This window comes from Streptomyces sp. NBC_01716 (genome assembly GCF_036248275.1).
Classification (GTDB): domain Bacteria; phylum Actinomycetota; class Actinomycetes; order Streptomycetales; family Streptomycetaceae; genus Streptomyces.
Genome location: NZ_CP109181.1, coordinates 2237785 through 2258240, shown reverse-complemented (window position 1 = coordinate 2258240; position 20456 = coordinate 2237785). Strand labels below are relative to the sequence as shown.

8 protein-coding genes, 1 tRNA gene and 3 rRNA genes are annotated in these 20456 nt (G+C 65.6%); 10 read left to right on the top strand and 2 right to left on the bottom strand.

Features of this window, described 5'->3' with window-relative positions; translation table 11 throughout:
* The first annotated feature begins 31 nt into the window (after window positions 1–31).
* Complete coding sequence (gene dapB, locus OIE74_RS09590) at window positions 32–796, top strand: 4-hydroxy-tetrahydrodipicolinate reductase (protein WP_329380790.1); 765 nt, start codon at window positions 32–34, stop codon at window positions 794–796.
* Between the two features lie 5 nt (window positions 797–801).
* Window positions 802–1260 (top strand): hypothetical protein, encoded by a 459-nt coding sequence (locus OIE74_RS09585; protein ID WP_329380788.1) that lies wholly within the window; start codon window positions 802–804, stop codon window positions 1258–1260.
* 78 nt (window positions 1261–1338) lie between these two features.
* On the opposite strand, the gene OIE74_RS09580 is transcribed toward OIE74_RS09585, so the two are convergent.
* Window positions 1339–1887 (bottom strand): hypothetical protein, encoded by a 549-nt coding sequence (locus OIE74_RS09580; protein WP_329380786.1) that lies wholly within the window; start codon window positions 1885–1887, stop codon window positions 1339–1341.
* 308 nt (window positions 1888–2195) lie between these two features.
* Here OIE74_RS09580 and thyX point away from each other — a divergent pair, with 308 nt between their 5' ends.
* The 7 genes from thyX to OIE74_RS09545 all read left to right on the top strand — a co-directional run bounded on the left by thyX (window position 2196) and on the right by OIE74_RS09545 (window position 11894).
* Complete coding sequence (gene thyX, locus OIE74_RS09575; RefSeq protein WP_329380784.1) at window positions 2196–2933, top strand: FAD-dependent thymidylate synthase; 738 nt, start codon at window positions 2196–2198, stop codon at window positions 2931–2933.
* Window positions 2934–3239: 306 nt separating this feature from the next.
* Window positions 3240–4139: a 4-hydroxy-tetrahydrodipicolinate synthase gene (gene dapA, locus OIE74_RS09570; protein ID WP_329380782.1), complete on the top strand. Its 900-nt coding sequence runs from the start codon at window positions 3240–3242 to the stop codon at window positions 4137–4139.
* A gap of 205 nt (window positions 4140–4344) precedes the next feature.
* Window positions 4345–6030: a ribonuclease J gene (locus tag OIE74_RS09565; RefSeq protein ID WP_329380779.1), complete on the top strand. Its 1686-nt coding sequence runs from the start codon at window positions 4345–4347 to the stop codon at window positions 6028–6030.
* 512 nt (window positions 6031–6542) lie between these two features.
* Window positions 6543–8066, top strand: a 16S ribosomal RNA gene (locus tag OIE74_RS09560).
* Window positions 8067–8380: 314 nt separating this feature from the next.
* Window positions 8381–11503, top strand: a 23S ribosomal RNA gene (locus tag OIE74_RS09555).
* Between the two features lie 82 nt (window positions 11504–11585).
* Window positions 11586–11702, top strand: a 5S ribosomal RNA gene (gene rrf, locus OIE74_RS09550).
* Together the 16S, 23S and 5S rRNA genes with 1 tRNA gene alongside form the textbook arrangement of a ribosomal RNA operon.
* Window positions 11703–11818: 116 nt before the next feature.
* Window positions 11819–11894, top strand: a tRNA-Thr gene (locus OIE74_RS09545).
* Window positions 11895–11939: 45 nt separating this feature from the next.
* Here the strand turns inward: OIE74_RS09545 and OIE74_RS09540 are convergent.
* Window positions 11940–14591, bottom strand: coding sequence for a SpoIIE family protein phosphatase (locus tag OIE74_RS09540; RefSeq protein WP_329380777.1), 2652 nt, complete (start codon window positions 14589–14591; stop codon window positions 11940–11942).
* 282 nt (window positions 14592–14873) lie between these two features.
* Between OIE74_RS09540 and OIE74_RS09535 the strand changes: the two genes are divergently transcribed.
* The gene (locus OIE74_RS09535; protein ID WP_329380774.1) at window positions 14874–20423 is read left to right on the top strand and encodes a HAMP domain-containing protein; all 5550 of its coding nucleotides are present in this window, start codon (window positions 14874–14876) and stop codon (window positions 20421–20423) included.
* The last annotated feature ends 33 nt before the right edge of the window (window positions 20424–20456 follow it).

Here is a 20456-nt window from a genome sequence, read left to right as displayed (position 1 = left end):
GCCTCCTAAGGAAGCAGAAGGAAGCAGAGCGATGAGCACCAAACTGCGCGTGGCTGTTCTCGGCGCCAAGGGCCGGATCGGCTCCGAGGCCGCACGGGCCGTCGAGGCCGCCGACGACATGGAACTGGTCGCCGCCCTCGACCGGGACGACGACCTGGACGCCCTCGCCGACTCAGGGGCCCAGGTCGTCGTCGAACTGACCGCCCCGTCGGCTGTGATGGGCAACCTGGACTTCTGCGTACGCCACGGCATCCACGCGGTCGTCGGCACCACCGGCTGGACCGACGACCGCCTGGCGCAGCTCAGGACGCTGCTGGCGGGCTCCCCGGAGACGGGCGTGCTCGTCGCGCCCAACTTCTCCATCGGGGCTGTCCTCACCATGAAGTTCTCCCAGGCGGCGGCCCGCTACTTCGAGTCCGCCGAGGTTGTCGAGCTGCACCACCCGAACAAGGCCGACGCCCCGTCGGGCACCGCCACCCGCACCGCACAGCTGATCGCCGCCGCCCGCGCCGAGGCCGGCTGCGCGCCGCAGCCCGACGCCACGGCCACGGCGCTGGACGGGGCGCGCGGAGCGGACGTCGAAGGGGTGCGTGTGCACTCCGTACGGCTCCGAGGACTGCTGGCCCACCAGGAGGTCCTGCTCGGCGCCGAGGGGGAGACGCTCACGATCCGCCACGATTCCCTGCACCACAGCAGCTTCATGCCGGGAATCCTCCTCGGCGTCCGCCGCGTGGCCGGCGCCCCGGGCCTCACCCACGGCCTGGAGCACTTCCTCGATCTGAACCTGCCGAACTGACCGCCGTGCGCGCCAAGATCATGTACTTCGTCATGGCCGCCATGCTCGTCGGCTATTTCTTCCTGGCAGGCGACCGCGGCTTCGCGCTCATCGGGATCGGTACGCCGCTGACGGTCACGTTCGGGATCGCGGTGCTGGTGCTTCCCTGCATCGGCGTCTGGTTCCTCTGGCAGAGCACCCGGTTCGTCCGGCGGGCCAACCGGCTCGCCGCCGAACTGGACGCCGAGGGCGGCCTGCCGGTCGACGAGCTGGTGCGCACCGCGAGCGGCCGCGTCGACCGCGCGTCGGCGGACGCCGTCTTCGCCGCCCGCCGCGCGGAGACCGAGGACACTCCGGGGGATTGGCGCTGCTGGTTCCGCCTCGCGGTGGCTTACCGTGACGCCGGTGACACCCCCCGGGCCCGCAAGGCGATGCAGCACGCGATCACGCTTCACGAGGCGACCCCGGCACCGGCGGCCGGCTGAGGCCCCGTTGGTCTCACCCAACCGCTGCTGTTGACGCCCCACCGCTCAACTCGGGACTACGGTGCCGCAGTTGAGGCTTCAGGGGCGGCGATACTCGTCGCCCCATGCCTCGACGGAGTCCGCAGCCCGGTCGAAAGCCTCCGAGCGAGACAGGAAATCCGCGTTGTGATCGGTGAGCAGCTGCCGCTTCTCGCCGTCACGAAGGACGAGCAGAAGCGCCTGCCCCTGCACCGTCCGCGGCAGCCCCAGCCAGCGCACCGGCTGCTGCACCGTACGGACCTCCACGGCCTGCGTCCACGGCACGGTCCGGGTCATGAGCAGTCCGACGCACCGTACGCCGTGCCGGCTGACCCACGCGCCCACGCGCAGCATCCGCAGCGCGACGGCGATCATCACCAGCGCGATACCGAGGCACACGACGGCGCCGGACGATGCCCCCGCGAACGCGATGATCATCGTCGCGAGCAGCACGAACGAGGCGAGCAGCAGAAGCAGCGCAGAAGCGCCCACCCGCCAGGGCCCCGGGCGGTAGGGGCGACGCCAGCGGTCGTGGTCGTCGAACGGCAGCGCGGCATCGTCGCTGGTCGTGTCAAACGCACGATCGGCCGTCAGGAAGGGCAGGGGCACGACTGATCCTCACTCACAAGCACGCTCGAACGGGCGGTGCTGGCTGAGGTTATCGAGGAGTACCCCGACAGGACCACTCAGGGGGGCCGGACGTGTCTGCGGCCCGAGGCACCTCCGACCGCCTGGCCCGCCCGGAGCGCCGCCCCGATTCGAGGGACGCCGGCCCGAACAGCCGCACGAGACACGCACGCCCGTCGACGATGACCACTCGTACGGTGCGGGACCGCCAGGAGTGCGGTCTGTCGGCGGGAAATGCCTGGTCGTAGAGTGGGCGCCGCCCCTGAGCCGCGACAGGAAGGACCCCGCCGGTGAGTGACATCCCCGCCGATACCAAGCCCAGCTTCCGCAGTGACATGACCGTCGATCTGGTGAAGCACTCCGCGGGCGACTCCGACGTCCTGTGGGCCGCTCGCGTCTCCACCGCGGGCGAGCAGTCCCTGGCAGAGATGTCCAAGGACCCCGAGCGCTCCAAGGGCCTCATCAACTTCCTGATGCGCGACCGTCACGGCAGCCCCTTCGAGCACAACTCGATGACCTTCCTCATCAGCGCCCCGATCTTCGTGTTCCGCGAGTTCATGAGGCACCGCGTCGGCTGGTCCTACAACGAGGAATCCGGGCGCTACCGGGAGCTCCAGCCCGTCTTCTACGTCCCCGACCCCTCGCGCAGGCTGGTCCAGGAGGGCCGCCCCGGGAAGTACGTCTTCGTCGACGGCACCCAGGAGCAGCAGGACCTCACCGCGGGTGTCATGACCGAGTCCTACCAGCGGTCGTACGAGGCGTACCAGGAGATGCTGGCCGCCGGCGTCGCCCGCGAGGTGGCCCGCGCCGTGCTGCCCGTGGGCCTCTACTCGTCGATGTACGCGACCTGCAACGCACGCTCGCTGATGCACTTCCTCGGGTTGCGCACCCAGCACGAGGCGGCCACGGTCCCGAGCTTCCCGCAGCGGGAGATCGAGATGGTCGGCGAGAAGATGGAGGAGCAGTGGGCGCGGCTCATGCCGCTCACGCACGCCGCCTTCAACGCCAACGGCCGAGTGGCGCCGTAGAGCGTCATGATGTGCCCGCAGGGCTGTCATGACGCACAGATGTACGGACAATGGCCGAAAGTGTCCAGATTGCGGCGTTTCGAGAAGTTCATCTAGGCTGATCAAACGGACCCGGCACTGCCTGAACCCCCGAGCAGTCAGTGCCGGGCTCCGTACACTGGAGCGCAGAGGGGAACGATTCCCCTCAACCCGGGGCAGCTCCCCAGCCTCCACCGCCCCGGAGCCCGCACCACACCGCGGGCCCACGACCTGCCCGTGTGCCCCCGAGGGGACACGCCGAGCCGAGCAACGAGTAGCGTGTTACCCATGGCTCCGATCTCCACTCCGCAGACCCCCTTCGGGCGGGTCCTCACCGCCATGGTCACGCCCTTCACCGAGGACGGCGCGCTCGATCTCGACGGCGCCCAGCGGCTCGCCTCCCATCTGGTGGACGCAGGCAACGACGGCCTGATCATCAACGGCACCACCGGCGAGTCCCCGACCACCAGCGACGCGGAGAAAGACCAGCTGGTACGAGCCGTCCTGGAGGCGGTCGGAGACCGGGCCCATGTCGTCGCCGGCATCGGCACGAACGACACCCGGCACAGCATCGAACTCGCCCGCACCGCCGAACGCACCGGCGCGCACGGCCTGCTCGCTGTGACCCCGTACTACAACAAGCCGCCGCAGGAAGGCCTCTTCCAGCACTTCACGGCCATCGCCGATGCCACAGAGCTGCCGGTGATGCTCTACGACATCCCGGGCCGGAGCGGCGTCCCCATCGACACCGAGACACTCATCCGTCTCGCCCTCCACCCGCGTATCGTCGCCAACAAGGACGCCAAGGGCGACCTCGGCCGGGCCAGCTGGGTCATCGCCCAGAGCGGCCTCCCCTGGTACTCGGGCGACGACATGCTGAACCTCCCGCTCCTCGCGGTCGGCGCCATCGGCTTCGTCTCCGTCGTCGGCCACGTGGTCACCCCGGAACTGCGCGCCATGCTCGACGCCCACGTCAGCGGCGACGTCCAGAAGGCCACGGAGATCCACCAGAAGCTGCTCCCCGTCTTCACCGGCATGTTCCGTACGCAGGGAGTCATCACCACCAAGGCGGCACTCACCCTGCAGAAGCTGCCCGCCGGCCCGCTGCGCCTCCCGCTCGTCGAACTGATGGAGCACGAGACGGCGCAGCTCAAGATCGATCTCGCGGCCGGCGGGGTAGAGCTGTAACTGAGGCCCTGCCTCCACGAACACGGTTCATGAACCAGGTTTCATGAATATCGAAGGTTTCGAACTTCACAACTGAATAACCGAACAGAAGAAGTGCTGGGCATTCCGCCCACTCGGACAACAAGCAAGTGCAACAGCAAGTGCACGAATGTCATGCGCGCCACGTGCCTCAGCGGCACGTGGCGCGTGTGGTGAGGAGAGTCTTTTGAGTCATCCGCATCCCGAACTCGGCGCCCCGCCGAAGCTGCCCAAGGGCGGCCTGCGCGTCACCCCGCTCGGCGGCCTCGGCGAAATCGGCCGCAACATGACGGTCTTCGAATACAACGGCCGTCTGCTCATCGTCGACTGCGGCGTCCTCTTCCCCGAAGAGGAACAGCCGGGCATCGACCTCATCCTGCCGGACTTCACCACCATCAGCGACCGCCTCGACGACATCGAGGGAATCGTCCTCACGCACGGCCACGAAGACCACATCGGTGGAGTCCCCTTCCTGCTCCGGCTGAAGCCGGACATCCCGCTGATCGGCTCCAAGCTGACCCTCGCGCTGATCGAGGCCAAGCTCCAGGAACACCGCATCCGCCCGTACACCCTCGAAGTGACCGAGGGCCACCGCGAGCGCATCGGTCCGTTCGACTGCGAGTTCGTCGCGGTGAACCACTCCATCCCGGACGCGCTCGCCGTCGCCATCCGTACCCCGGCCGGAATGGTGGTCCACACCGGCGACTTCAAGATGGACCAGCTCCCCCTCGACCGTCGGCTGACCGACCTGCCGACCTTCGCCAAACTCGGCGAAGAGGGCATCGACCTGCTGCTCGCCGACTCGACGAACGCCGAGGTGCCGGGCTTCGTCCCGCCCGAACGGGACATCTCGAACGTCCTGCGGCAGGTCTTCGCCGGCGCTCAGAAGCGGATCATCGTGGCGAGCTTCGCCAGCCACGTCCACCGCATCCAGCAGATCCTCGACGCCGCCCACGAGTACGGCCGCCGGGTCGCCTTCGTAGGCCGCTCGATGGTCAGGAACATGGGCATCGCCCGCGACTTGGGTTACCTCAAGGTCCCGGCCGGTCTCGTCGTCGACGTCAAGACGCTCGACGACCTCCCGGACAGCGAGGTCGTCCTCGTCTGCACCGGTTCCCAGGGCGAACCGATGGCCGCGCTCTCGCGCATGGCGAACCGCGACCACCAGATCCGGATCGTCCCCGGCGACACCGTCATCCTGGCGTCGTCCCTCATCCCCGGCAACGAGAACGCGGTCTACCGCGTGATCAACGGTCTGACCCGCTGGGGCGCGAACGTCATCCACAAGGGCAACGCCAAGGTCCATGTCTCGGGCCACGCGTCCGCCGGCGAACTCCTGTACTTCTACAACATCTGCAAGCCGAAGAACCTGATGCCGGTCCACGGCGAATGGCGCCACCTGCGCGCCAACGCCGAACTCGGCGCACTGACGGGCGTCCCGAAGGACCACATCGTCATCGCCGAGGACGGAGTGGTCGTCGACCTGGTCGACGGCAAGGCCAGAATCGTCGGCAAGGTCCAGGCGGGTTACGTGTACGTTGACGGGCTCTCGGTCGGCGACGTGACCGAGACGTCCCTGAAGGACCGCCGCATCCTCGGCGACGAGGGCATCATCTCCGTGTTCCTGGTGGTGGATTCGACGACCGGGAAGGTCGTGGGCGGCCCGCACATCCAGGCGCGAGGCTCCGGCATCGAGGACTCCGCGTTCTCAGCCGTCATCCCGAAGATCGAGGAGATCATCGGTAAGGCGGCATCGGACGGCGTCGCCGAGCCCCACCAACTCCAGCAGCTGGTGCGGCGATCGGTGGGCAAGTGGGTCTCCGACACCTACCGCCGGCGCCCGATGATCCTGCCTGTGGTCGTCGAGGTCTGACCTCGCACCGACCTCAACACCGGAGCGGGGCCCCCGATTTGCTTCGGGAGCCCCGCTCCAGTAGGTTTACGTCTCCACCTGGACGGGAACGCCGGGGCACTCACGTGCCTGGAGCGGCGTACCGGACCGGGTGGGAATTCCGACTCAGAATCTCTGATAAAGTCGGATTCACCGAAAGGGAAACGCGAAAGCGGATAACCGATTAGGCACTCCCGCTGACTGGGAATCAGGCGCCGAAAGGTTCTGATAGAGTCGGGAACGCAAGACAGCAAGACCGAAGGGAAAGCCCGGAGGGACCCGGAGACGGGACCGAAGGAAGCGTCCGTTCCTTGAGAACTCAACAGCGTGCCAAAAGTCAACGCCAGATATGTTGATACCCCGGCCTGGTCCACCTGTTTGGTGGGTTGGGTTTGGGTTCCTTTGATAGAAACACAGCGAGGACGCTGTGAACACCGGGTCTTATTCCGTCCTGGTGTTCCGCTCTCGTGGTGTCACCCGGTATCGGGTATACATTCACGGAGAGTTTGATCCTGGCTCAGGACGAACGCTGGCGGCGTGCTTAACACATGCAAGTCGAACGATGAAGCCTTCGGGTGGATTAGTGGCGAACGGGTGAGTAACACGTGGGCAATCTGCCCTGCACTCTGGGACAAGCCCTGGAAACGGGGTCTAATACCGGATAATACTGTTCCCCTCATGGGGGGTGGTTGAAAGCTCCGGCGGTGCAGGATGAGCCCGCGGCCTATCAGCTTGTTGGTGGGGTAATGGCCTACCAAGGCGACGACGGGTAGCCGGCCTGAGAGGGCGACCGGCCACACTGGGACTGAGACACGGCCCAGACTCCTACGGGAGGCAGCAGTGGGGAATATTGCACAATGGGCGGAAGCCTGATGCAGCGACGCCGCGTGAGGGATGACGGCCTTCGGGTTGTAAACCTCTTTCAGCAGGGAAGAAGCGCAAGTGACGGTACCTGCAGAAGAAGCGCCGGCTAACTACGTGCCAGCAGCCGCGGTAATACGTAGGGCGCAAGCGTTGTCCGGAATTATTGGGCGTAAAGAGCTCGTAGGCGGTTTGTCACGTCGGGTGTGAAAGCCCGGGGCTTAACCCCGGGTCTGCATTCGATACGGGCAGACTAGAGTGTGGTAGGGGAGATCGGAATTCCTGGTGTAGCGGTGAAATGCGCAGATATCAGGAGGAACACCGGTGGCGAAGGCGGATCTCTGGGCCATTACTGACGCTGAGGAGCGAAAGCGTGGGGAGCGAACAGGATTAGATACCCTGGTAGTCCACGCCGTAAACGTTGGGAACTAGGTGTTGGCGACATTCCACGTCGTCGGTGCCGCAGCTAACGCATTAAGTTCCCCGCCTGGGGAGTACGGCCGCAAGGCTAAAACTCAAAGGAATTGACGGGGGCCCGCACAAGCAGCGGAGCATGTGGCTTAATTCGACGCAACGCGAAGAACCTTACCAAGGCTTGACATACACCGGAAAGCATCAGAGATGGTGCCCCCCTTGTGGTCGGTGTACAGGTGGTGCATGGCTGTCGTCAGCTCGTGTCGTGAGATGTTGGGTTAAGTCCCGCAACGAGCGCAACCCTTGTTCTGTGTTGCCAGCATGCCTTTCGGGGTGATGGGGACTCACAGGAGACCGCCGGGGTCAACTCGGAGGAAGGTGGGGACGACGTCAAGTCATCATGCCCCTTATGTCTTGGGCTGCACACGTGCTACAATGGCCGGTACAATGAGCTGCGATACCGTGAGGTGGAGCGAATCTCAAAAAGCCGGTCTCAGTTCGGATTGGGGTCTGCAACTCGACCCCATGAAGTCGGAGTTGCTAGTAATCGCAGATCAGCATTGCTGCGGTGAATACGTTCCCGGGCCTTGTACACACCGCCCGTCACGTCACGAAAGTCGGTAACACCCGAAGCCGGTGGCCCAACCCCTTGTGGGAGGGAGCTGTCGAAGGTGGGACTGGCGATTGGGACGAAGTCGTAACAAGGTAGCCGTACCGGAAGGTGCGGCTGGATCACCTCCTTTCTAAGGAGCACTTCTTACCAGGCTTCTGTTTGGTCAGAGGCCAGTTCATCGGCGAGTGTCCGGTGCTGGTTGCTCATGGGTGGAACGTTGACTATTCGGCACTCTTGGCTGCTTGGTTCTCCAGTACTGCCCCTCTTGAGGGGCGTGGAACGGGAACGGGGTGGTTGGGGGTGCCGGGCGCGCTGTTGGGTGTCTGAGGGTGCGGACTTGTTCCGGATCTTCGGGTTGCCGGCCCCAGTGAACTCTGCCGTGTGGTGGGGGTGGTGGGTGGTTGGTCGTTGTTTGAGAACTGCACAGTGGACGCGAGCATCTGTGGCCAAGTTTTTAAGGGCGCACGGTGGATGCCTTGGCACCAGGAACCGATGAAGGACGTGGGAGGCCGCGATAGGCCCCGGGGAGCTGTCAACCGAGCTTTGATCCGGGGGTGTCCGAATGGGGAAACCCGGCAGTCGTCATGGGCTGTCACCTACTGCTGAACACATAGGCAGTGTGGAGGGAACGCGGGGAAGTGAAACATCTCAGTACCCGCAGGAAGAGAAAACAACCGTGATTCCGGGAGTAGTGGCGAGCGAAACTGGATGAGGCCAAACCGTATGTGTGTGATACCCGGCAGGGGTTGCGCATGCGGGGTTGTGGGAGTTCTTTTGACCGGTCTGCCGGCCGGTCGGCGAGTCAGAAACCGTTGGTGTAGGCGAAGGACATGCGAAAGGTCCGGCGTAGAGGGTAAGACCCCCGTAGCTGAAACATTAACGGCTCGTTTGAGAATCACCCAAGTAGCACGGGGCCCGAGAAATCCCGTGTGAATCTGGCGGGACCACCCGCTAAGCCTAAATATTCCCTGGTGACCGATAGCGGATAGTACCGTGAGGGAATGGTGAAAAGTACCGCGGGAGCGGAGTGAAATAGTACCTGAAACCGTGTGCCTACAAGCCGTGGGAGCGTCGCTGTGTGTGCTTGCACATGCAGTCGTGACTGCGTGCCTTTTGAAGAATGAGCCTGCGAGTTTGCGGTGTGTTGCGAGGTTAACCCGTGTGGGGAAGCCGTAGCGAAAGCGAGTCCGAATAGGGCGTCATAGTAGCGCGCTCAAGACCCGAAGCGGAGTGATCTAGCCATGGGCAGGTTGAAGCGGCTGTAAGAGGTCGTGGAGGACCGAACCCACCAGGGTTGAAAACCTGGGGGATGACCTGTGGTTAGGGGTGAAAGGCCAATCAAACTCCGTGATAGCTGGTTCTCCCCGAAATGCATTTAGGTGCAGCGTCGTGTGTTTCTTGCCGGAGGTAGAGCACTGGATAGGCGATGGGCCCTACCGGGTTACTGACCTTAGCCAAACTCCGAATGCCGGTAAGTGAGAGCGCGGCAGTGAGACTGTGGGGGATAAGCTCCATGGTCGAGAGGGAAACAGCCCAGAGCATCGACTAAGGCCCCTAAGCGTACGCTAAGTGGGAAAGGATGTGGAGTCGCAGAGACAACCAGGAGGTTGGCTTAGAAGCAGCCATCCTTGAAAGAGTGCGTAATAGCTCACTGGTCAAGTGATTCCGCGCCGACAATGTAGCGGGGCTCAAGCGTACCGCCGAAGTCGTGTCATTCCAGCATGTGGGCCAACGCCCGTTGGGATGGGTAGGGGAGCGTCGTGTGCCGGGTGAAGCCGCGCCGGAAGGCAGTGGTGGACGGTTCACGAGTGAGAATGCAGGCATGAGTAGCGATACACACGTGGGAAACGTGTGCGCCGATTGACTAAGGGTTCCTGGGTCAAGCTGATCTGCCCAGGGTAAGTCGGGACCTAAGGCGAGGCCGACAGGCGTAGTCGATGGACAACCGGTTGATATTCCGGTACCCGCTTTGAAACGCCCAGTGTTGAATCCTCTGATGCTAAGACCGTGAAGCCGTTCCGGACCCTTCGGGGAATGGAAAGTGGTGGAGCCGTTGACCCGAGGTGGTAGTAGGCAAGCGATGGGGTGACGCAGGAAGGTAGTCCAGCCCGGGCGGTGGTTGTCCCGGGGTAAGGGTGTAGCCCGAGAGATAGGCAAATCCGTCTCTCATGCGGGGTGAGACCTGATGCCGAGCCGATTGTGGTGAAGTGGATGATCCTATGCTGTCGAGAAAAGCCTCTAGCGAGTTTCATGGCGGCCCGTACCCTAAACCGACTCAGGTGGTCAGGTAGAGAATACCGAGGCGTTCGGGTGAACTATGGTTAAGGAACTCGGCAAAATGCCCCCGTAACTTCGGGAGAAGGGGGGCCATTTCTGGTGATGGGTCTTGCACCTTGAGCTGGGGGTGGCCGCAGAGACCAGCGAGAAGCGACTGTTTACTAAAAACACAGGTCCGTGCGAAGCCGTAAGGCGATGTATACGGACTGACGCCTGCCCGGTGCTGGAACGTTAAGGGGACCGGTTAGTCACATTTCGGTGTGGCGAGGCTGAGAACTTAAGCGCCAGTAAACGGCGGTGGTAACTATAACCATCCTAAGGTAGCGAAATTCCTTGTCGGGTAAGTTCCGACCTGCACGAATGGCGTAACGACTTCTCGACTGTCTCAACCATAGGCCCGGTGAAATTGCACTACGAGTAAAGATGCTCGTTTCGCGCAGCAGGACGGAAAGACCCCGGGACCTTTACTACAGTTTGATATTGGTGTTCGGTTCGGCTTGTGTAGGATAGGTGGGAGACTGTGAAGTGGCCACGCCAGTGGTTGTGGAGTCGTCGTTGAAATACCACTCTGGTCGTGCTGGATGTCTAACCTGGGTCCGTGATCCGGATCAGGGACAGTGTCTGATGGGTAGTTTAACTGGGGCGGTTGCCTCCTAAAGGGTAACGGAGGCGCCCAAAGGTTCCCTCAGCCTGGTTGGTAATCAGGTGTTGAGTGTAAGTGCACAAGGGAGCTTGACTGTGAGACCGACGGGTCGAGCAGGGACGAAAGTCGGGACTAGTGATCCGGCGGTGGCTTGTGGAAGCGCCGTCGCTCAACGGATAAAAGGTACCCCGGGGATAACAGGCTGATCTTCCCCAAGAGTCCATATCGACGGGATGGTTTGGCACCTCGATGTCGGCTCGTCGCATCCTGGGGCTGGAGTCGGTCCCAAGGGTTGGGCTGTTCGCCCATTAAAGCGGTACGCGAGCTGGGTTTAGAACGTCGTGAGACAGTTCGGTCCCTATCCGCTGCGCGCGTAGGAGTCTTGAGAAGGGCTGTCCCTAGTACGAGAGGACCGGGACGGACGAACCTCTGGTGTGCCAGTTGTTCTGCCAAGGGCATGGCTGGTTGGCTACGTTCGGGAGGGATAACCGCTGAAAGCATCTAAGCGGGAAGCCTGCTTCGAGATGAGGGCTCCCACCCACTTGATGGGGTAAGGCTCCCAGTAGACGACTGGGTTGATAGGCCGGATATGGAAGCACTGTGAGGTGTGGAGTTGACCGGTACTAATAGGCCGAGGGCTTGTCCTCAGTTGCTCGCGTCCACTGTGTTAGTTCTGAGACAACGAACAGGCTGTGCTGTCATCCATCTGTTCAAGGTGTTTCATTGTGTTTCGGTGGTCATTGCGTGAGGGAAACGCCCGGTTACATTCCGAACCCGGAAGCTAAGCCTTTCAGCGCCGATGGTACTGCAGGGGGGACCCTGTGGGAGAGTAGGACGCCGCCGAACAATTCTTTGTCGGGAGTGCCCCGTACCTTTTGGTGCGGGGCACTTCTGCGTTCATGTCGGCTATGTCGACGGTTCTCAGTGCCCGGAGCTTCGGGTATGATCTCTCTTGTTGCCACGCCCCAATAGCTCAGTCGGTAGAGCGTCTCCATGGTAAGGAGAAGGTCTACGGTTCGATTCCGTATTGGGGCTCCAGCACAAAAAGAAGGGCCCCGCCTGATGGCGGGGCCCTTCTTTCGTTCAGTTCCGGTGCGGCTCGGGCACGCGCATCGCCAGGATCGCCATGTCGTCCGACGCCGGCTCCGCCGCGAACCTCTCCACCGCTCGTAGCACCCGCGACGCCACAGCTCCGGCCGTGAGGCCCGTACAGCCCGTCAGAACGTCGATGAGGCCGTCGTCGCCCAACATCCGTGTCCCCTCGCGGCGTTCGGTGACGCCGTCGGTGACACAGAGGAGGACGTCGCCCGGGTCGAGGGTGACCATCTGCTCGTACAGCTCCAGGTCGTCCATCACGCCGAGCAGCGGCTGCGGGTCCGCCGCGGCCTCCACCGTGCCGTCCTGGCGCAGGCGCAGCGGAAGCGGGTGGCCGGCGCAGACGACCTTGAGGACCGCGCTGCCGTCCTCCTGCGGCCACAACTCCCCGTACAGCAGCGTCAGGAAGCGGCTGCGGGCGCCCTCGTCGAGGATCGCCGCGTTCAGGCGCTCCAGCACCGCCGGGCCGCTGAAGCCCTCGCGGGCCAGCAGACGGAGCGCGTGCCGGGCGAGTCCCGTCACGGCCGCGGCTTCCGGGCCCGTGCCGCAGACGTCGCCGATGGCGAAGCCGTACGCGCCGTCGCGGATCGGGAAGACGTCGTAGAAGTCGCCGCCCACTTCGTTGCCTTCGCCGGCCGCGCGGTAGATGACCTCGACCTCGACGTTGGGCACTTGAGGAAGTTCCGGCGGCAGCAGGCTGCGCTGGAGGGACTGACTGATCGCCATGCGCTCGGAGTACAGGCGCGCGTTGTCGAGGGCGAGCGCCGCCCGGCGGGACAGGTCCTCGGCCAACTCCAGGATCTCCTGGCGGAAATGGTCGTCCGACGGCTTGCCGAGGGTGAGCATCCCGATCACGCGGTTACGGGCGACCAGAGGCAGTACGACTGTCTCTCCGCCCACCGCGGCCGCTGTGGCGAGTGTCGTGCCGATTCCCGAGGAGACGGGCGTGGAGGCTCCTCCCAGCTCCCTCATGGACGTACGGAGCGCGGCCTGGTGCGCGGCGTCCGCCGGGCCGGTCCAGACGCGGGCGCCCGGGGTAGGGACCGGGTCGGGCGGATCGATCTTGGAGAGCAGGGCCTTCAGACCGTCGATGCGCTCCTCGTCCTCGTGGAGCACGTAGGAGAGGTACGGGTCCGACGCCTGGTCGGCGATGGTGTAGACGGCGCACCAGGTGGCCAGCGTCGGCACCGTCATCTGGGCCATCAGCGCGAGTGTCTGGTCCCGGTCGAGGGTGCCCGCCAGCAGGTCGGAGGCTTCGACGAGGAAGGACAGCGAGCCGCGCCGGAGGCGTTCGAGCTCGCCGAGCCGGGCCGACTCGACCGCCAGCGCGATGCGGTCGGCGGCGAACTGGAGGCGCAGCGCCTCCTCGTTGGAGTACCGGCCCGCCGATTCGGCGGCGACGCCGAGCGAGCCGGTCAGCCGGCCCTCGACCTTGAGCGGGACGGTGACGACGGAGCGCATGCCGGTGCCGTTGAGCAGCGGGACGGCGCCGGGGACGATGGCCAGGTCCTCGTGGACGGCGGGCATCCGGGCGGAGCCGTACCGCCCCGTGCCAGCTTCCACCGGGACGCGGGCGAAGCGCTGCCGGGCCGAGGGGAGGCCGGTGGTGGCCCGTACCTCCAGCTCCGTCTCGTCGTCGGTGGCGAGCAGCAGGAACGCCGAGTCGCCTTCGAGCATGTCGCGGGCGCGTTCCACGGTGCGCTGGAGCAGGCCGTCGAGGTCCTCGGGGGCCGGTGAGCCGATGAAGACCTCGAAGGGGTCCACGGTGCGGCTCTCGGCGCCTGCCTCGGTCACGGGGGCGCGCTGCGGGGTCTGGATCACGGCGCGTTCGTCGTCACGTACGAGAAGGCAGACGGTGGACGGTTCGCCGTTGGTGTCGCGTACGCGGAGGTGGGAGGCGTACACGGGGATGACCCGGCCGTCGCTGCCCCGGATCCCGTAGCTGCCCTCCCAGCGCGACAGCAGCAGCGCCTCGGCGATGCCGGTGCCGATGCCCGGGGTGTGCGGCCAGGCGGCGAAGTCGGTGAGGGGTTTGCCGATGACGTGGTCGGCCGGGTAGCCGAAGAGGTGCTCCGCGTCCTCGTTCCAGGTCGAGACCGCGCCGGTTCTGTCGATCTGTACGACGGCGACCCTGACGCGTTCGTCGGTGACGGGAAGGAGCGCGTTCGGGATGACGGGGCCCGCGGACCGGGCACCGACGGGGCGGTCGGGCAGGTCGAGCTGGAACCAGACCTGCTTGTGCGTCGGGGTGTAGTCGACGCCCCAGCGCGAGGCCAGCGCCGCGCAGAGGAGCAGTCCGCGGCCGTTCTCCCGGTCGGGGCTGCCCAGCGACAGTCCCGTGCCCTGCATGGGGATCTCACGCTCGGGATAGCGGTCGGAGACCTCGACGCGGACGCCGCCCTCCGTACGGAGGCAGAGCACGTCCGCCGATGTGCCGGCGTGGATCACCGCGTTGGTGACGAGTTCGCTGGTGAGGACCACGGCGTCGTCGACGACGTCGGAGTAGCCCCAGCCCTGGAGCGTGTCACGGACAAAGGCGCGGGCGGTCGCGACGGACCGCCCGACGGGGTCGAAGCTGGCAGCCGCCCGCGCGGTGATCACAGAACTCCTCGTACGCGTCTCGACGCCCGGCTCTGCCATGATGCGGCCCCGCCCTCCCGGTGCCCGGTGGTAGTACGTTCGCCACACCGCCCCCGCCGGGCGCAGCGGGACGGTTGGACAGCCGGATGCCAGGTTACTTACCTTCGCTGCGAGGGCGGATGCCGGTCACCACTGTTTCCGCCTACCGGGGGTGGGGACGCTATGCGAAGCTGCCGAACTGTTATCGCCAGGTTCAGCCGTGGTGAAACACTGGGCAGGATTCCAGAGACAGTGTGAGTAACTTCTGAGCAGTACACGGTCGATCCCCGCGGGAGGGACACGGTGGAGTCTGGCGTGGCGGCGCGTGGCAACAGCACGCGCGCAAAGGGCGGACGGTCCCGGAACAACGGGGCCACCGAGGTCGATGCGGCGGCTCTGAACAGACTGCTGACGGCCCTGGTGGCGATGCGGGACGGCAACTTCCGTAAACGCCTGACCGTCTCCGGTGACGATGTGATGGCGGAGATCGCCGCCGTGTTCAACGAGGTGGCGGACCGGAATCTGCACCTCACGGGCGAGCTGGCCCGAGTACGGCGCATGGTCGGGCGCGAGGGAAAGCTCACGGAGCGGCTGGAGACAGGCGCCTGCGAGGGGTCCTGGGCCGCCGCGATCGACGCGTCGAACGCGCTGGTGGACGACCTGGCGCGCCCCGTGTCCGAGGTCGGACGCGTGCTGTCGGCGGTCGCCGAGGGTGACCTGGAGCAGCGGATGGAGCTGCGTTCGCACTTCACCGAGGGTTCGGCGGGGACGGAGCGCCCGCTGCGCGGCGAGTTCCTGAAGGTCGCGAGGACCGTCAACAACCTGGTCGACCAGCTGTCCGCGTTCACCGACGAGGTGACGCGTGTGGCGCTGGAGGTCGGTACCGAGGGCAAGCTCGGCGGTCAGGCCAAAGTGCGTGGAATGTCGGGTTCGTGGAAGGATCTCACGGACTCCGTCAACACGATGGCGTACCGGCTCACCGCTCAGGTACGTGACATTGCTCTCGTTACGACGGCCGTCGCCAAGGGCGATCTGTCGCGCAAGGTCACCGTGCATGTGGCCGGCGAGATGCTTCAGCTGAAGAACACCGTGAACACGATGGTGGACCAGCTGTCGTCGTTCTCGTCCGAGGTCACGAGGGTGGCCCGCGAGGTCGGTACGGAGGGCGAACTCGGCGGCCAGGCCACCGTGCCGGGCGTCGCCGGTGTGTGGAAGGACCTCACCGACTCGGTGAACACGATGGCCGGCAACCTGACCAGTCAGGTGCGTGGCATCGCGGAGGTCACCACGGCCGTCGCGAACGGCGATCTTTCCCAGAAGGTCACGGTGAGCGCGCGCGGCGAGGTCGCGCAGCTCGCCGAGACGATCAACCAGATGACCGAGACGCTCCGTACGTTCGCCGACGAGGTGACGCGGGTGGCGAGCGAGGTCGGCGGCTCGGGTGTGCTGGGCGGCCAGGCGCAGGTGCCGGGCGCCGCGGGCACCTGGAAGGACCTGACGGACTCGGTCAACACCGTCTTCCGCAATCTCACCACCCAGGTGCGGGACATCGCCCAGGTGACGACGGCCGTCGCGAACGGTGACCTTTCTCAGAAGGTCACCGTCGACGTGGCCGGTGAGATGCTGGAACTGAAGAACACCGTCAACACGATGGTGCGGCAGCTCAATTCGTTCGGCTCCGAGGTGACCAGGGTCGCCCGCGAGGTGGGCGTCGAGGGCCAACTGGGCGGCCAGGCCGAGGTGCCGGGCGCCGCGGGTACGTGGAAGGACCTCACCGACTCGGTCAACACCGCGTTCCGTAACCTCACCGGCCAGGTGCGGGACATCGCTCAGGTGACGACGGCGGTCGCGAACGGCGATCTTTCTCAGAAGGTCACCGTCGACGTCGCGGGCGAGATGCTGGAACTGAAGAACACCGTCAACACGATGGTGGCCCAACTGTCGTCGTTCGCCGACCAGGTGACGCGGATGGCGCGTGACGTGGGTACGGAGGGCAGGCTGGGTGGCCAGGCGCGGGTCGACGGCGTCTCCGGTACGTGGAAGGAACTGACCGACTCCGTCAACTTCATGGCCGGCAACCTGACGGACCAGGTGCGGCAGATCGCCCAGGTGACCACGGCGGTGGCGCGCGGTGACCTCTCCCAGAAGATCGACGTGGACGCCCGCGGCGAGATCCTGGAGCTGAAGAACACCATCAACACGATGGTCGACCAGCTCTCGGCCTTCGCCGAGCAGGTGACGCGGGTCGCCCGCGAGGTGGGCACCGACGGCAGGCTCGGCGGCCAGGCCCAGGTGCCGGGCGTCGCCGGCGTCTGGCGCGATCTGACCGACTCCGTGAACGGCATGGCCGGGAACCTGACCTCTCAGGTCCGTAACATCGCCCAGGTCGCCACGGCGGTGGCGCGCGGTGACCTGTCGCAGAAGATCGACGTGGACGCGCGCGGCGAGATCCTGGAGCTGAAGAACACCCTCAACACGATGGTGGACCAGCTGTCGAACTTCGCCGAGCAGGTGACGCGGGTCGCCCGCGAGGTCGGTACGGAGGGCATGCTCGGCGGGCAGGCCGAGGTGCAGGGTGTCTCCGGTACGTGGAAGGACCTCACCCAGTCCGTCAACTTCATGGCGAACAACCTGACCTCCCAGGTGCGCAACATCGCCGAGGTGACGACGGCCGTCGCCAAGGGCGATCTGTCGAAGAAGATCACCGTCGACGCCAAGGGCGAGATCCTCGACCTCGTCACGACCGTCAACACGATGGTGGACCAGCTGTCGAACTTCGCCGACGAGGTGACCCGCGTGGCCCGCGAGGTGGGCACCGAAGGCATCCTCGGCGGCCAGGCGCGGGTACGCGGCGTCACCGGCATCTGGAAGGACCTCAGCGACAACGTCAACACGATGGCCAACAACCTCACCAGCCAGGTGCGGAACATCTCCCGGGTCTCATCGGCCGTCGCCAACGGCGACCTCACGAAGAAGGTCACGGTCGAGGCGCGCGGTGAGGTCGCCGAGCTGGCCGACACCGTCAACATCATGGTGACGACGCTGTCCTCGTTCGCCGACGAGGTGACGCGGGTGGCCCGCGAGGTGGGCACCGAGGGTGAGTTGGGCGGCCAGGCGCGTGTCCCGGGGGTCTCGGGGACGTGGAAGGACCTCACCGAGTCGGTGAACTCGATGGCGTCGAACCTGACCGGTCAGGTGCGCCAGATCGCCACCGTCACCACCGCCATCGCCAAGGGCGATCTCACCAAGAAGATCGACATCGATGCCCGCGGTGAGATCCAGGAGCTCAAGAACACCATCAACACCATGGTCGACCAGCTCTCCTCGTTCGCCGAGCAGGTCACGCGGGTGGCCCGCGAGGTGGGCACGGACGGGCAGCTGGGCGGCCAGGCGCGCGTCAGGGACGTCGACGGCACCTGGCGCGACCTCACCGAGTCGGTGAACGAGATGGCCGGCAACCTGACCCGTCAGGTGCGGGCGATCGCCGCCGTCGCCACCGCGGTGACCCGCGGCGATCTGAACCTCAAGATCGACGTTGACGCCGCGGGCGAGATCCAGGTCCTCCAGGACAACATCAACACCATGATCGCCAACCTGCGCGACACCACCCTCGCCAACGAGGAGCAGGACTGGCTCAAGGGCAACCTGGCCCGTATCTCCGGTCTGATGCAGGGCCGCCGCGATCTGGACGACGTGGCCTCGCTGATCATGAGCGAGCTCACGCCGGTGGTCTCGGCGCAGCACGGCGCGTTCTTCCTCGCGATGCCGACGGGCACCGTCTCCGAGCTGGGGACCGGTGGCCGGGACGGCTCGTACGAGCTGTGCATGCGCGGCAGTTACGGCTACTCGGCCGGTTCGATGCCGACCTCCTTCCGGCCCGGTGAGACCCTCATCGGTACGGCTGCCGAGGAGAAGCGCACGATCCAGGTCAATGTGCCGCCGGGCTATCTGAAGATCTCCTCGGGGCTCGGTGAGGCGTCTCCGGCGTACGTGATCGTGCTGCCCGTGCTGTTCGAGGGCAAGGTCCTCGGTGTGATCGAGCTGGCGTCGTTCCAGCCCTTCACCCAGATCCAGCGGGACTTCCTCAACCAGATCGCCGAGATGATCGCGACGAGCGTCAATACGATCAGCGTCAACACCAAGACCGAGGTGCTGCTCAAGCAGTCGCAGGAGCTGACGGAGCAGCTGCGGGAGCGCTCGGCGGAGCTGGAGAACCGGCAGAAGGCCCTTCAGTCCTCCAACGCCGAGCTGGAGGAGAAGGCGGAGCTGCTGGCCCGTCAGAACCGCGACATCGAGGTGAAGAACACCGAGATCGAAGAGGCGCGGCAGGTCCTGGAGGAGCGCGCCGAGCAGCTCGCGGTGTCGATGCGCTACAAGTCCGAGTTCCTGGCGAACATGTCGCACGAGTTGCGTACGCCGCTGAACTCGCTGCTCATCCTGGCGAAGCTGCTCGCGGACAACGCGGAGATGAATCTCTCGCCGAAGCAGGTGGAGTTCGCCGAGACGATCCACGGTGCGGGCTCCGACCTGCTCCAGCTCATCAACGACATCCTCGACCTGTCGAAGGTCGAGGCGGGCAAGATGGACGTCAGCCCGACGCGCATCGCGCTCGTACAGCTCGTCGACTACGTCGAGGCGACGTTCCGGCCGCTGACGGCGGAGAAGGGGCTCGACTTCTCCGTACGGGTCTCCCCGGAGCTGCCGGCGACGCTGCACACGGACGAGCAGCGGCTGCTGCAGGTGCTGCGCAATTTGCTCTCCAACGCGGTGAAGTTCACCGACACGGGCGCCGTTGAGCTGGTGATCCGGCCCGCCGGGGCGGATGTGCCCAACGCGATCAGGGAGCAGCTTCTGGAGGCCGGTTCGCTGCGTGACGCGGACGCCGATCTGATCGCCTTCTCGGTCACCGACACCGGTATCGGGATCGCGGCCAGCAAGATGCGGGTGATCTTCGAGGCGTTCAAGCAGGCGGACGGTACGACGAGCCGTAAGTACGGAGGTACGGGTCTGGGCCTGTCCATCAGCCGGGAGATCGCCCGGCTGCTCGGCGGCGAGATCCACGCGGCGAGCGAGCCGGGCCGTGGCTCGACGTTCACGCTGTACCTGCCGCTGCACGCCAGCGAACTGCCCCCGCAGGGCTATCCGCAGCTGACTCCGGGCATCGAGCCGCAGCGCGCCGGCGGCTCCGTGGGGCTGGCGTCGGAGCACGCGCGGCGGGACCGGCCCGCGGGCCCGTCGGACGTCCGTACGGGGCCCGCCGCGCTCTTCCGGCGCCGCCGCAAGGCCCTGGGCGGCCCCGAGCAGATGAGCTCGCTGTCCGGGCGCCCCGGGGGCCCGGCGGGCCCGTCCGCCGGAGGGTCCGGGAACGGTTCCTCGGGTGTGGGCAACGGCTCACGGCTGTCGGGTGGTTCGGGGGGCGAGGAGTCCTGGACGGCGGAGGCGCCCGAGGCTCCGGAGGAGCGGCCTACGTTCTCGTTCGGCGGCGAGAAGGTGCTGATCGTGGACGACGACATCCGCAACGTCTTCGCGCTGACCAGCGTCCTCGAACAGCACGGTCTGTCGGTGCTGTACGCCGAGAACGGCCGTGAGGGCATCGAGGTGTTGGAGCAGCACGACGATGTGACGCTGGTTCTGATGGACATCATGATGCCCGAGATGGACGGATACGCGACGACGACGGCGATCCGCAGGATGCCGCAGTTCGCCGGGCTCCCGATCATCGCGCTCACCGCGAAGGCGATGAAGGGCGACCGGGAGAAGGCGATCGACTCCGGCGCATCTGACTATGTGACAAAGCCGGTCGATCCCGATCATCTTCTGACGGTGATGGAGCAGTGGATGCACCAGAAGTGACACGAAAGGGACGTCGGGCAGCGGCTTCAGGGG

Excerpts from the sequence above, each read along its gene's own strand:
- dapB (WP_329380790.1), top strand. The coding sequence starts at position 32 with ATGAGCACCAAACTGCGCGTGGCTGTTCTCGGCGCCAAGGGCCGGATC.
- OIE74_RS09540 (WP_329380777.1), bottom strand. The coding sequence starts at position 14,591 with ATGGCAGAGCCGGGCGTCGAGACGCGTACGAGGAGTTCTGTGATCACC.
- dapA (WP_329380782.1), top strand. The coding sequence starts at position 3,240 with ATGGCTCCGATCTCCACTCCGCAGACCCCCTTCGGGCGGGTCCTCACC.